At 29.6% G+C, this 13033-nt stretch carries 14 protein-coding genes; 8 read left to right on the top strand and 6 right to left on the bottom strand.

Annotated features, from left to right (window positions below; genetic code table 11):
* Positions 1-47: 47 nt before the first annotated feature.
* Positions 48-1964, top strand: coding sequence for a DUF349 domain-containing protein (locus KO494_RS14160; protein WP_215968283.1), 1917 nt, complete (start codon positions 48-50; stop codon positions 1962-1964).
* A 319-nt stretch (positions 1965-2283) separates the two neighbouring features.
* Here the strand turns inward: KO494_RS14160 and mazG are convergent, their stop codons facing one another.
* The 5 genes from mazG to ruvX form a co-directional block, all read right to left on the bottom strand.
* On the bottom strand, positions 2284-3069 hold the full coding sequence (mazG, locus tag KO494_RS14155; protein ID WP_215968282.1) for a nucleoside triphosphate pyrophosphohydrolase: 786 nt from the start codon (positions 3067-3069) through the stop codon (positions 2284-2286).
* A gap of 78 nt (positions 3070-3147) precedes the next feature.
* Positions 3148-3567: a DUF5606 domain-containing protein gene (locus tag KO494_RS14150; protein ID WP_215968281.1), complete on the bottom strand. Its 420-nt coding sequence runs from the start codon at positions 3565-3567 to the stop codon at positions 3148-3150.
* 56 nt (positions 3568-3623) lie between these two features.
* The gene (def, locus tag KO494_RS14145) at positions 3624-4214 is read right to left on the bottom strand and encodes a peptide deformylase (RefSeq protein ID WP_215968280.1); all 591 of its coding nucleotides are present in this window, start codon (positions 4212-4214) and stop codon (positions 3624-3626) included.
* Between the two features lie 115 nt (positions 4215-4329).
* The gene (locus KO494_RS14140; protein WP_215968279.1) at positions 4330-4911 is read right to left on the bottom strand and encodes a T9SS type A sorting domain-containing protein; all 582 of its coding nucleotides are present in this window, start codon (positions 4909-4911) and stop codon (positions 4330-4332) included.
* A gap of 152 nt (positions 4912-5063) precedes the next feature.
* Complete coding sequence (ruvX, locus tag KO494_RS14135) at positions 5064-5474, bottom strand: Holliday junction resolvase RuvX (protein ID WP_215968278.1); 411 nt, start codon at positions 5472-5474, stop codon at positions 5064-5066.
* Between the two features lie 156 nt (positions 5475-5630).
* Here ruvX and KO494_RS14130 point away from each other — a divergent pair, with 156 nt between their 5' ends.
* The 4 genes from KO494_RS14130 to KO494_RS14115 all read left to right on the top strand — a co-directional run bounded on the left by KO494_RS14130 (position 5631) and on the right by KO494_RS14115 (position 9433).
* Positions 5631-6446 (top strand): 2,3,4,5-tetrahydropyridine-2,6-dicarboxylate N-succinyltransferase, encoded by an 816-nt coding sequence (locus KO494_RS14130; RefSeq protein WP_215968277.1) that lies wholly within the window; start codon positions 5631-5633, stop codon positions 6444-6446.
* Positions 6447-6547: 101 nt separating this feature from the next.
* Positions 6548-7600, top strand: a complete 1053-nt coding sequence (locus KO494_RS14125; RefSeq protein WP_215968276.1) for a glycosyltransferase family 9 protein — start codon at positions 6548-6550, stop codon at positions 7598-7600.
* Positions 7601-7602: 2 nt separating this feature from the next.
* Positions 7603-8685 carry a CDP-glycerol glycerophosphotransferase family protein gene (locus KO494_RS14120; RefSeq protein ID WP_215968275.1) on the top strand — a complete coding sequence of 361 codons (1083 nt, stop codon included), beginning with the start codon at positions 7603-7605 and terminating at the stop codon, positions 8683-8685.
* The gene (locus tag KO494_RS14115) at positions 8678-9433 is read left to right on the top strand and encodes a glycosyltransferase family 2 protein (protein ID WP_215968274.1); all 756 of its coding nucleotides are present in this window, start codon (positions 8678-8680) and stop codon (positions 9431-9433) included. Before KO494_RS14120 ends, KO494_RS14115 begins: the two co-directional genes overlap by 8 nt.
* Before the next feature lie 22 nt (positions 9434-9455).
* Here the strand turns inward: KO494_RS14115 and KO494_RS14110 are convergent, their stop codons facing one another.
* Complete coding sequence (locus KO494_RS14110) at positions 9456-10214, bottom strand: lipopolysaccharide kinase InaA family protein (RefSeq protein WP_215968273.1); 759 nt, start codon at positions 10212-10214, stop codon at positions 9456-9458.
* A gap of 99 nt (positions 10215-10313) precedes the next feature.
* On the opposite strand from KO494_RS14110, the gene KO494_RS14105 reads away from it, so the two are divergent.
* The 3 genes from KO494_RS14105 (at position 10314) to KO494_RS14095 (ending at position 13016) form a co-directional block, all read left to right on the top strand.
* Positions 10314-11429, top strand: coding sequence for a glycosyltransferase family 4 protein (locus KO494_RS14105; RefSeq protein ID WP_215968272.1), 1116 nt, complete (start codon positions 10314-10316; stop codon positions 11427-11429).
* 70 nt (positions 11430-11499) lie between these two features.
* Entirely contained in the window at positions 11500-12453 is a 954-nt protein-coding gene (locus KO494_RS14100) for a hypothetical protein (protein ID WP_215968271.1), read from the top strand.
* Between the two features lie 2 nt (positions 12454-12455).
* A complete protein-coding gene (locus KO494_RS14095) occupies positions 12456-13016 on the top strand; it encodes an L-threonylcarbamoyladenylate synthase (protein ID WP_215968270.1) in 561 nt (186 codons plus the stop codon).
* The last annotated feature ends 17 nt before the right edge of the window (positions 13017-13033 follow it).

Here is a 13033-nt window from a genome sequence, read left to right as displayed (position 1 = left end):
AGTATCTTTAACGCTACAGTACAATTACAAATCAATCATTTTTTACAATGTCAGAGCAAGATAACCTGCTGCAAGCAGATGGAAAACCAGAAAATCAGGAAACAAAAACTTCTAACACTACGGAAGAAAGTCAAGTAACTGAGCAACAAGAAAATCATGAAAATCATGATGAAGCGGTAAATGAAATTGAAGCAGTAAATGCTGAAGATGCCGAAGACGAAGGCACAAAAGAAAGGCATGAAATAGATGTAAAAGACTATCATGCCATGGAGTTAGAAGACCTGGCTACAGAGCTTGAAAAATTGGTAAACCATGAAAAACCACAAGCTATAAAGTCGCATGTTGAAGATATTAGAGCCGAATTTAAATCTAAATTTAATGCGCTTTTAGAAGAAAAAAAGGAAGAGTTTTTAAACGAAGGTGGTAATGAAATAGACTTTCATTACTCTAGTCCGCTTCAAAAACAATTTAAAGAAACCTACTTTATTTATCGTGATAAATTAAACGCTCACTATAAAAGCATAGAAAAAAGTCATAAAGACAATCTTGCAGAGCGTTTACGTATAATTGAAGAAATAAAAGGTTTAATTAATGTAGAAGAAAACATTAACACCACATACAAACACTTTAAAGACCTACAAGAACAATGGCGAAATGCTGGTGCAATACCAAGAGATAAATACCATAATACCTGGAACACGTATCACCATCATGTAGAAATATTTTATGACTTTTTACATTTAAACAGAGACTTACGTGATTTAGATTTTAAACATAATTTAGAGCAAAAACTAAAAATTATTGAAAGAGCAGAAGAGCTAGCTCAAGATGATAATTTAAATCGTGCTTTTAGAGAATTGCAAGTATTACATAAACTATGGAAAGAAGATCTTGGACCTGTTGATAAAGAAAATAGAGATGAAATCTGGAATAGATTTAAAACAGCCACCAAAATTATTCATGATAAACGTCAAGAATATTTTAAAGACTTAGACAAAATTTACGAACTAAATTTAGAAACCAAACAAGCTATAATTTCTAAAATTGAAGAAATTTCTAAAAAGCCAGTAAGCTCACATAGCGCATGGCAAAATAAGATAAAAGAAATTGAAGCTTTACGCAAAGAGTTTTTTAGCGCAGGAAAAGTACCTGTAAAAGTAAACGAAGCTACTTGGTCTAAATTTAAAAATGTTGTTAGGGAGTTTAACCGAAATAAAAATGCTTTTTACAAAGAGCTAAAAAAGGAACAACATACAAATCTTGAAAAGAAATTAGAATTAATTAAAATTGCCGAAGACAATAAAGATAATGATGATTTTGAAACCACTACTCCATTAATGAAGAAAATTCAGGAGGAATGGAAAAATATTGGTCATGTACCAAGAAGAGATAGTGATAAAATCTGGAAACAATTTAAAAGTGCTTGTAACCATTATTTTAACAAGTTTCATGCTGTAAAAGATGCTGCAAACAAAGAAGAGTTTGAAGTATACAACAAAAAGAAAGAATTGTTAGAAACTATGAAAACACTAGAAATGACTGGTGATAATGATGTAGATTTAAAACTAATTAAAGACCATATTGCACAATGGAAAGCCTTAGGTAGCGTACCTAAGAATAAACGCTATATTGAAGGTAAATTTAATAAAACATTAGACGCTTTATTTGATGGTCTTAAAATGAATAAAGAAGAAGCAGAAATGCTTAAGTTTGAAAACAAATTAGAAAGTCTAAGCAATGCTAAAGACAGTAGGTTTTTAGATAATGAATACTCGTATATTAGAAAGAAAATTGATGAAGTAAAAGCAGAAATAAATCAATTAGAAAACAATCTTCAGTTTTTTACTAATGTAAAAGATGATAATCCGCTTGTTAAAGAAGTTCATAAAAACATTAATAAACACAAAGAATCTTTAAAAAACTGGAAGGCTAAACTTAATAAACTAAAAAACTTCACCAAGTAAAGCTGGCAAAAGTTACTTCTTAAAAAAACTAAATCCTATTTGAATAAAAGAATTCAAATAGGATTTGTTCTAACTAAACTAACTAAATTGTTATTTTTTCAACTAAAAAAAAATAACCCTTATAATAATGACACCTAAAAGATTTTATTTTGCTATTAATCTACTCATTTAAAGAAAGTAGTGTCATTTAATAGTATATACGCTTGAAAATTAATTTTGGATTTCAAGAATAAAAAAAAACATGTTTTTTTATTCGTATATAATTCTTGTCTTCTTTTTTTAGCTCATGAATTAAAGTCAAAATGGTAAGTTATTGTTTTTAATTACTGTTTTGGTAGCCTTTAGCTTCTTCCCAAAAAACATCCATTTCTGCTAAAGTCATATCTTTTAAATTTTTATTTAAAAATTTTGCTTTTTCTTCTAAATATTGAAAACGTTTAATAAACTTTTTGTTGGTACGTTCTAAGGCATTTTCTGGGTTTATTTTTAAAAACCTAGCATAATTTATCATAGAAAATAAAACATCACCAAACTCACTCTCCATAGCTTCCTGGTTTTTTGCTTTCACCTCATCTTGAAACTCTTTTAGCTCTTCTTCTACTTTTAGCCAAACTTGTTGTGGCTCTTCCCAGTCAAAACCTACTCCAGCAACTTTATCTTGTATTCTATTGGCTTTAACTAAAGCTGGCAAACTTTTTGGCACACCTTCAAGCACACTAGTTTTTCCTTCTTTTAGTTTTAGGTTCTCCCAATTTCGTTTTACATCTGCTTCATTTTCTACTTTCACATCACTATAAATATGAGGATGTCTGTGTATTAATTTATCGCAAATTTCATTACATACATCTGCTATATCAAAGTCTTTAGTTTCACTTCCTATTTTAGCATAAAAAACAATATGTAGTAATACATCACCAAGTTCTTTTTTTACTTCTTCTAAATCTTGATCTAAAATAGCATCACCAAGTTCATAGGTTTCTTCTATGGTTAAATGACGTAGTGTTTCCATAGTTTGTTTTTTATCCCAAGGACACTGTTCACGCAGCTCATCCATAATGGTTAACAATCTATCAAATGCTTTTAGTTGGTTTTCTCTAGAATTCATACTTTGTGTTTTGGTAAAGTTACAAACAAAAAATCCAACTACTAGAGTTGGATTTTTAAAATATTATACTTGAAAATGTTATTCTTCTTCGTCTGTTTTTTCTTCCGCTTTTTCAAAGTCTAACATATCGTGTTTTTCTAACAAGTTATACCACTGAATGATTTTTTTAATATCACTAGCGTATACTCTATCTTCATCATAATTTGGTAAAATTTCAAAAAAGTATTCTTCTAATTTGTCTTTACTTTCTTTATGACTAATAGAGGTTTTTTTTCCGTTCTCTTTTGTTTTTATTTTATTAAAAACTTCTCTTAAAGGTAATTCTTCTTGTAGTGTGTAAATAGCAATTTCACTTAAAATGCTAACATTATGTTGCATGTTTACAGATATCTTTTTTTTATCTATTAAAGATTCTGCTATAAAACCACCACGTGTTTGTGCTACTAATTTATATAATCCTGGTCTTCCAGAAATGGATAATACTTTTTCTAAGCTCATATACTTATTTTTTTAAAGAAGGCAAATATCTAGTGTTTGCAATTGCTAAACAAATTTTATCGTTTCTTTTTTTGGTTAGGAAAACGCATTTTATAATCAATGTTTATTTTTCCTTTAGATATGTTGGCTAGTTTTCCTTTAATTAATCGTTTTTTTAAAGAAGATAGTTTATCTGTAAACAAAATACCTTCAATATGGTCATACTCATGTTGTATCACTCTTGCTATTAAACCATCATAGGTTTCGGTATATTTTTTAAAATTTTCATCAAAATATTCAATAGTAATTTCAGGTTTTCTAAAAACGTCTTCTCTTACATCTGGAATACTTAAGCATCCTTCATTAAAAGGCCATTCGTCTCCTTTCTCATCTAAAATTCTAGCATTAATAAAGGTTTTTTTAAATCCTTTAAAAGCTTCTTGCTCTTCTTTTGTATAGCTATCATCTTCTGCAAAAGGCTCTGCATCAACAATAAACAAACGTATAGGCAATCCAATTTGTGGTGCTGCCAAACCAAGGCCAAAAGCGCCATACATTGTTTCGTACATATTAGCAATTAACTCGTCTAGTTTTGGGTAATCTTTAGTAATGTCTTCTCCTACTTTTTTTAAAACAGGGTCTCCATAAGCTACAATAGGTAATATCATGTGATCTTTTAAATGATTTCATGCAAAAATACAATACTTCGTTAATTTGTTAGCTAAAAAGCATAAAAAAACTCCTTAAAAATTAAGGAGTTTTTAGTCTATACGTATACTATGTTTAGTGCAATACTATAACTTTTCTAGTTATTGTGGCTAAATCTGTTATAATTTGAGCAATATAAATACCGTTTTCTAAATGAGATATATTTACACTTACTGTGTTTAAATTAGAAGCTACTGTACTTAACATTTTTTTACCTGTAACGTTATACAATTCTACTTTTACAGAGGTATTAATGCCTAATTTTATATTTAAATTATTTCCTTTAGTAACAGGATTAGGATATACTTTTACTAGAGATTTAAATAGAATATCAAAATCTTCAGCAGATAAAGTTACATTGTTTTCATATTCACAAACTGAAAATCCAAAATCTACTGCAACATTGGTAGTTTCTGTTAATGCAGGTCCTGAGGTTAACTCATATATAGATAATTGGTCTTCACAAACCGTTTGAGTAAAAATAGAAGCCCCTACACTTACTGTTGTTGGTCTGTCTTGACAATTTGAAGTTCCTGCATTATAAATAAAATACAACTCTGAGTTTTCAATATATCCTGTTGGCGGACAAAATTGTGCTTGAATTTGCGTGATCGAGAATAATGCTAATACTAGCATTGTAAAGTAGTGCTTTTTCATGTTTTATATGTTTGGGTTAAAACAAATATAAATGCACAAAAGTATAATTGTCTAATTTTTAGACCAATGCATAAAAATTCTCGTTAAGAGGAATTTTACTACATATTTTATCGACTAACTACCTGTATACCAATTAAAAAAAACAAAACAAGTTACTTTGAATACAAATAACTTTGAAGAATAATGGTTGCACTAATCTCATCTACAAGTGCTTTATTTTTACGTTGCTTTTTAGATAATCCTGAATCTATCATGGTTTGAAACGCCATTTTAGAAGTAAAACGCTCGTCTACACGATGCATTGGCATTTCTGGAAAAGCAATAGTGAATTTTTTTATAAAAGTTTGAATAGCAGCCTCACTCTCAGACGCTTCATTATTCATCTGCTTTGGTTCTCCAACAACAACTAATGCTACTTTTTCTTTTTCAAAATAATCCTTTAAAAAAGGTATTAATTCTTTGGTATTAACTGTGGTTAAACCAGAAGCTATAATCTGTAACTCATCGGTTACAGCAATTCCTGTTCTTTTAGTACCAAAGTCTATTGCTAATATTCTTTTCATTGCTGCAAATTTAAACTTAATTTTTAAGCTTTAATAGCTATCTTATATTTTTATAGGTAACCATTCTATTAATTCAATTATAGATTTATCTTTGCATCTCTAAAATAGATATCATATAATGTTTCTGCTTTTGTAGAAATAAAAAAAAAATTTGCAATGAAAGAATTACAACAACTCATAGAACAAGCATGGGATAATAGAGACTTATTAAAAGAACAACAAACCATTACAGCAATAAAAGAAGTTGTAAATTTATTAGACTTAGGAAAACTTCGTGTAGCAGAACCTACAACTGATGGTTGGCAAGTAAATGAATGGGTAAAAAAAGCAGTTGTTTTATATTTTCCTATTCAAAAAATGGAAACTCTTGAAGTTGGTATTTTTGAGTATCACGATAAAATTCCTTTAAAAACAGGTTATGCAGAAAAAGGAATTCGTGTGGTACCAAATGCAGTAGCAAGACATGGTGCTTATATTTCAGCAGGTACTATACTCATGCCAAGTTATGTAAACATAGGTGCTTATGTAGATGAAGGTACTATGGTAGATACTTGGGCAACGGTTGGTAGTTGTGCACAAATTGGTAAAAACGTACATCTTTCTGGTGGTGTTGGTATTGGTGGTGTTTTAGAACCTTTACAAGCAGCTCCTGTTATTATTGAAGATGGCGCTTTTATAGGCTCACGTTGTATTGTTGTAGAAGGTGTTCGTGTTGAAAAAGAAGCCGTTTTAGGTGCTAATGTGGTATTAACCATGAGTACTAAAATTATTGATGTTACTGGAGAAGAACCTGTAGAAATGAAAGGTATTGTACCATCTCGTTCTGTAGTAATTCCTGGTAGTTACACTAAAAAATTTGCCGCTGGAGAGTTTCAAGTACCTTGTGCATTAATTATAGGTAAACGTAAAGAAAGCACAGATAAAAAAACATCTTTAAATGATGCTTTACGTGAATATGATGTAGCTGTATAAAAGAGTAAACAATATGTAGTCACAGTAAACTGCTATTCACACCTGTGTGAAAATGTAATAAAACATGCTGTAACTTTATATTACTACAGAACACTAAAAAAATGAAGATACTAGTTGTGCAACAGAAAATGATTGGAGACGTACTTACAAGCAGTATTCTGTTTGAAGCATTACGTGAAAAATATCCTAATGCACAACTAGATTATCTTATTAACTCACATACGTATCCTGTTGTAGAAAACAATCCATTTATAGACAACTTTATATTTTTCACTCCTGAAATAGAAAAAAGTAAAATGGCTTTTTTTCGTTTCTTAAAAACATTAAAAAAAGAAAAATACAATGTTGTTATTGATGTTTATGGTAAGTTAAGTAGTACACTTATAAGCAAATTCACTTCTGCTGCAACAAAAATAGCATACTATAAAAAACATACTTTTTTTGTTTTTACGCATCCTGTTAAACGACTAAAAAAACCGGAAAACAATGCCAGCTTAGCTATTGAAAACAGATTAAAACTTTTAGAACCATTAGCTATTCCGTTTAAAAATATAGTTCCTAAAATTTATTTAAAACCAGAAGAAATCACTAGTGCTAAAAAGTATTTAGAAGCTGCCAACATACAAAGTAACAAACCTTTGTTTATGATTAGCGTTTTAGGTAGTAGTGCTATTAAAACCTATCCAGCAAAATATATGGCTGTTTTATTAGATAGCCTAGTTGCCAATAAAAAGGATGCACAAATACTGTTTAATTATATACCAAAACAGAAAGAAGAAGCTAAAGAAATTTATGATTACTGTTTAGCTGAAACACAAAAACATATTTTTTTTGATGTCTTTGGAAAAAGTTTAAGAGCATTTTTAGCCATAACGCAACAATGTGATGCTTTAATAGGAAATGAAGGTGGCGCAAATAATATGGCAAAGGCTTTAAACATTCCTACCTTTACTATTTTTTCTCCCTACTTAAACAAAGCAAATTGGTTTAGCAAAAACGAACCTGGAAATAATGTAGCAATACATGTATCTGATTATATACCATATAATGAAACGGTTAAATCTGAAGCTAAAAAAGATCCAGAAACGTATTACCTAAAACTAAAACCAGAATTTATAAAACCCGAACTTAAAAACTTTTTAAGTACCTTATAACCATGAATTATAAATTTTTAATTTATATATCCTACAGTTATGCACTACCAATTGGTACGCCTTTAGAAACGGAAATCACCAAACGTGGTTATACCGTTAAGTGGTTTGCAGATATTGAAGACGGCAAAAAAGCAATACAAGAAAAAAGTAATGCTTTACAGACCATACAAGAGGTTTTAAGTTATAAACCAGATGTTGTATTAACTGCTACAGATAGTGTTCCTGATTTTATTACAGGACTAAAAGTGCAGATTTTTCATGGTTTTAATGCACAAAAAAGACCTTCAAAAAAAAATACATTTAGCCATTTTAGGCTTCGTGGTTTTTTTGATTTGTACTGCACACAAGGGCCTTCTACCACAAAAGGGTTTCGTGAACAACAAAAAAAACATCCTTATTTTGAAGTTATTGAAACAGGATGGAGTAAAGTAGATCCATTATTTCCGATAGAAAAAAGAAAACAAAACCATACAATTATGATAGCTTCTACTTTTACACAAAGTTTGAGCCTAGCTTATAATGATGCGGTTTACCAAGAAATTAAAAGACTATCTACAGCAGGAACTTTTAATTTTATAATGGTATTACACCCAAAATTACCGGAAGCTATTGTTAGTAAATGGAAATCTATAAACAATAGTAATTTTAAATTTTTTAATACCACAGATTTAATTCCTTTATACAAACAAGCAGATATTATGTTTGCAGATACTACCTCTGCAATTCAAGAATTTTTGCTTCAAAAAAAACCAGTAGTTGCTTTTAACCACACCTTTAATCACGACTATTTATTACACGTACAGCAGGCAGAAGAATTAGAAAAAACATTTCAAAAAGCCTTATTACACCCAGAAAGTTTAATACAAAATATTGAAAACTTTATACAAAACTTACATCCTTATTTTGACGGAAAATCAAGCAAACGTGTTATTGATGCTACTATTTCTTTTTTACATAAAGATAAAAGCTATTTAAAACAAAAACCCTTAAATTTGGTGCGAAAGTATAAGATGCGAAAACGTTTAAATTACTTTACTTTAAAAAGCTATAACCAAGCATACACTCTACCTAAAACCAATGAATAAACTCACTGCTATTATTCCTACAGGAAACGAAATTCATAATATAGAAGCCGTTATTGCATCTGTAGATTTTGCAGACGAAATATTGGTTGTAGATAGTTTAAGTACAGATGGCACTTTTGAAAAAGCGCAAGCATTAGCAACTAAAGTAATACAACGTGAATACGAGTATTCTGCATCGCAAAAAAACTGGGCTATACCACAAGCAAAACACGAATGGATTTTATTAGTTGATGCAGATGAGCGTGTTACACCAGAACTAAAAGCAGAAATACAAGCTTTATTAAAGCAACCAGAAATAGAGCATACTGCGTACTGGATTGGTAGAATGAACCATTTTATGGGAGAACGCGTACACTATAGTGGTTGGAGAAATGATAAAGTAATTCGACTTTTTAAACGTGATTTTTGCAAATACGAAAATAAACACGTGCATGCCGAAATTAAGGTAGATGGTACTGTTGGTAAATTAAAAAACAAGTTTTACCATAATACCTATATTACTTTTGATAAGTATTTAGAAAAAATGAATCGTTATGCGTGGTGGCAAGCTAAAGACTACGACAAAAAAACAGGAAAACTAACGCCTTATCATTTTGTTATTAAGCCTTTTTATGGCTTTTTTAAACACTATTTTATGCAAGCAGGATTTAGAGATGGTCTTGTTGGTTTTACTATTGGTACCATACAAGCTTATGTAGTATTTATGCGTTATTTAAAACTTTGGCTATTACGAAAAGGTAGAGAATAAGTTAACTTTGGGCTCTTAAATATTACTTTTTCCAAAATTTTAGTTTCTTTTTCAAACGTTTTTTACGCTTAAATTTATCTTGAAAAGCTTCCGTTTCTTTCCACATTAAATTAAAAATTTTGTTGTAATCTTCACCTGAAACCTTAGCATATTCACTACTCATGGTTTCTACAATAGATTGATGTACTGTAAGCCTAGCAAAGTTTTTTATTCTAGTTTCAAAAGACATTGGCTTAAATTCCATTCTATTTAAGTCTACCAAATAAAAGGCATAGTTGTCTCCTACTTTTTTTATTAAAGTATTTCCTGGTGAGTGGTCTAAAAAGTTAATATTACTTTCATGTAATTTATAAGTAAACCTTGTAAAAGCTCTCAATATAGCCTCGTGATCTGGATAATCTAAATCTCGTGTAAGCTCTCTATATGTTAAATCACAATCTAAATGCGCACTAATATAAAAACTCTTTTTAAACAAAAACGGCGTAGTAAACTCATAATACGCTATGGGTTTTGGTGTACCAATTCCTAAATCTTTAAGCTTGGAAGCATACTCAAAAGAACGTTGTGCTTTGCTTTTTCTAAAAAATTTATACGCTATTTGATTGACTATATTTGGTACTTTAAACGATTTAATATTAATCGTTTCACCTTCTAAATCAAATAATTTAATAACATTTCTATCTGCTTTACCAAATTGCTCACCTAAATCATTAAAATTAGTAATGAAATGGTTTAATTTTTCTTGGTGCTTTTTATAGCTGTCTTGATATACCGTTTGCATCTTGCAATATTACAAATTTTACAGGTTATTAATCTAAAAAAACAAAGCGGTTATTAAATGTTTTTAATTACTTTGTACACTATACTATTGAAAACAACTATGAGATTATTACAGATTACTGCATCTGGCGTTTGGAGAGGTCACGAGCAAAAAATTATTTATTTATACGAAGCCTTTAAAGAAAAGAATTATGTAGAAGATCAATATATTATTTGTGCCAACAACACTCCTGTTCATGATGTTGCTAAAGAAAAAAACATGCAAGTTATTGGTTTTGATTATAAGTCTGAGTATGATTTAGGCTTTGCAAAACAACTAGCTCAAATTGTAAAAGAAAAAAACATAGATGTTGTTTTTATTCACAATAGTAAAGCACACACTTTAGCGGTTTTAGCACATTTATTTTACAAATTACCTGCTCCTTTGGTTTTATGTAGAACCTTAATAAGACGTGTTGACTCTAATATGCTTAGAAAATGGAAATACAATTACAAAGGCATAAAAAAAATTATTTGCGTATCACACCCTGTTGTTAACGTATTAAAATACGCAGTAAAAGACACTAGTAAAATGTGTGTTGTTGGTAGTGTTACAGATGTGCACAAGTTTACCAAACAAGAAAAAAACGGCTTATTACATAAAGAATATAACATTCCTTCAGACTATAAAATAATTGGAAACATAGCTGCGTTTTCAGGGTTTAAAGACCACTACACTTGGGTAGATACCGTTGAAATTTTGGTAAAACGAAACAATATAAAAGCAAAGTATATTTTAATTGGAGAAGGAAAGCTAGAAGCCGAAATCAAACAAATTGTAAGCGATAAAAACCTAAATGATCACATTATTTTTTCTGGTTTTAGAACAGACATTCCACAAGTTTTACCAGAATTCGATTTATTTATGTTTACCTCTAACAACGAACCTACAGGTGGTGTTTTATTAGAGTCTTACGCTTGTAGAGTTCCTATTGTTGCTGCTAATGCAGGAGGAATCCCTGAAGTTATTGTAGATAATGAAACTGGTCTTTTAGCAGAGGTTGGTAATCCTGTAGATTTTGCTGATAAAGTAGAATTATTACTGAACGATAAAGCACTTCAAAATAAATTCACCACTAATGGTCATCAATTTTTATTAAATAACTTTACCAAAGACGTTATTTCTAAAAAAATGTATGATGAATTGCAAGAAGTAGTTGATAACTACAAAAGATAATTCTATACATTCACTATAAAGCAAACAAAAAAAGCAATACAATAGAAATAAAGTAATATTTTGGTTACTTATGAAAGACAAAAAAATACTTTTTATCACCTATGATTTAAGTGGTTATTATGACAGCATTCACAACCAACTTAACAAGCAATACAAACACGTAGATTATTACAATATCGCGTCTTTAAAAAAATATAAATACAAGCATATTTTTGAAAAAGCTTATGCAGCAATCTATAAACTTTTCACAAAAAACAAATTAAAAAACTACTACAAGCTACAACCTATAATTGAAGCTACTGCTGGTAAAACTTACGATTACATTTTAATTGTAAGACCTGATTTATTTTTTGATTCGCAACTCTCTATATTAAAAAGTAAAACCAAAAATTTTATTGCATATTATCATGATTCTATCAATAATATTACCAGAAAAAAAGAAGTAATTCCCTTTTTTGACAAAGTATATTCTTATGAAAAAAAGGATGTTAAAGATTATAATTTAAAATTCTTACCAAATTTTATATATCTAAATCAAGACTTTAAAAAAACAGTTCCAACCTATGATGCGTTTACTATTATGTCTAAAGATTTTAGATTTAACACCTTAAAAAAACTTGCAACCTACTTAAAAAAGAAGCAGGTAAAATATGAGTTTTTAGTACAATCAGATAAAAAAACAGAATCTAAACTCATCCATTTTATACAAGATAGAAAAAACAACAAGCAAGTATTAGAATATTTACTAAAAACCAATATTATTGTTGATATTCATAAATATGGTGTGCAAGACGGATTAACTTTTCGTGTTTTTGAAAGTCTATTTTTAGAAAAAAAATTAATCACAACAAACGCTGATATTAAAACTTACGATTTTTACAATCCAAATAATATTCACGTCATAGAACCAGATTCTGAAATTCACATTCCAAAAACATTTTTAAATACTCCATATCAACCTATACCTTCAGAAATTTATCAAAAATATCATTATACAAACTGGTTAAAAACCATTTTAAGTTAATTATGCATCAAGAAATAAAAAAAACAATTGAAGTTCTCAAACAAGGTGGAATAATCTTATACCCTACAGATACGGTTTGGGGAATTGGCTGTGATGCTACCAATGCAAAAGCCGTTGCTAAAATTTACAAATTAAAAAAACGCATAGAAACAAAGGCCATGATTTGCTTGGTTGCAGATGACAGAATGCTAAAAAAATACGTAAAAACAGTTCCAGACGCTGCACAAAGTATTTTTGATATTGCAGAAGAACCAATAACCATTATTTATGACGATGCGCAAAATCTTGCTCAAAACTTAATTGCAGAAGACAAAACCATTGCCATTAGAATTCCTGATGATGAATTTTGTTACCAAATATGCAGAAAACTCAATGGTGCTATAGTTTCTACCTCAGCAAATATTAGTGGTGCTCCTACTCCAAAATCCTTTAAAGAAATATCTCAGGAGATTATAAAAGGTGTGGACTATGTTGTAAATTTGCACCACGAAAAAAAGGCAACAAAACCATCGTCTATTATTAAATTAAGTCGCGATGGTATTGTTAAAGTTATACGAAAGTAAAAAAACATTCGTGCATT

It is taken from the genome of Lacinutrix sp. C3R15 (genome assembly GCF_018860825.1).
GTDB lineage: Bacteria > Bacteroidota > Bacteroidia > Flavobacteriales > Flavobacteriaceae > Oceanihabitans.
Note: the sequence above shows the minus strand (reverse complement) of the source record. Positions and strands in the feature narration are given on the sequence as shown.

Excerpts from the sequence above, each read along its gene's own strand:
- KO494_RS14125 (WP_215968276.1), top strand. The coding sequence starts at position 6,548 with ATGAAGATACTAGTTGTGCAACAGAAAATGATTGGAGACGTACTTACA.
- def (WP_215968280.1), bottom strand. The coding sequence starts at position 4,214 with ATGATATTACCTATTGTAGCTTATGGAGACCCTGTTTTAAAAAAAGTA.
- KO494_RS14130 (WP_215968277.1), top strand. The coding sequence starts at position 5,631 with ATGAAAGAATTACAACAACTCATAGAACAAGCATGGGATAATAGAGAC.
- KO494_RS14105 (WP_215968272.1), top strand. The coding sequence starts at position 10,314 with ATGAGATTATTACAGATTACTGCATCTGGCGTTTGGAGAGGTCACGAG.
- KO494_RS14100 (WP_215968271.1), top strand. The coding sequence starts at position 11,500 with ATGAAAGACAAAAAAATACTTTTTATCACCTATGATTTAAGTGGTTAT.
- KO494_RS14095 (WP_215968270.1), top strand. The coding sequence starts at position 12,456 with ATGCATCAAGAAATAAAAAAAACAATTGAAGTTCTCAAACAAGGTGGA.
- KO494_RS14110 (WP_215968273.1), bottom strand. The coding sequence starts at position 10,214 with ATGCAAACGGTATATCAAGACAGCTATAAAAAGCACCAAGAAAAATTA.
- ruvX (WP_215968278.1), bottom strand. The coding sequence starts at position 5,474 with ATGAAAAGAATATTAGCAATAGACTTTGGTACTAAAAGAACAGGAATT.
- KO494_RS14150 (WP_215968281.1), bottom strand. The coding sequence starts at position 3,567 with ATGAGCTTAGAAAAAGTATTATCCATTTCTGGAAGACCAGGATTATAT.
- KO494_RS14140 (WP_215968279.1), bottom strand. The coding sequence starts at position 4,911 with ATGAAAAAGCACTACTTTACAATGCTAGTATTAGCATTATTCTCGATC.
- KO494_RS14120 (WP_215968275.1), top strand. The coding sequence starts at position 7,603 with ATGAATTATAAATTTTTAATTTATATATCCTACAGTTATGCACTACCA.
- mazG (WP_215968282.1), bottom strand. The coding sequence starts at position 3,069 with ATGAATTCTAGAGAAAACCAACTAAAAGCATTTGATAGATTGTTAACC.
- KO494_RS14115 (WP_215968274.1), top strand. The coding sequence starts at position 8,678 with ATGAATAAACTCACTGCTATTATTCCTACAGGAAACGAAATTCATAAT.
- KO494_RS14160 (WP_215968283.1), top strand. The coding sequence starts at position 48 with ATGTCAGAGCAAGATAACCTGCTGCAAGCAGATGGAAAACCAGAAAAT.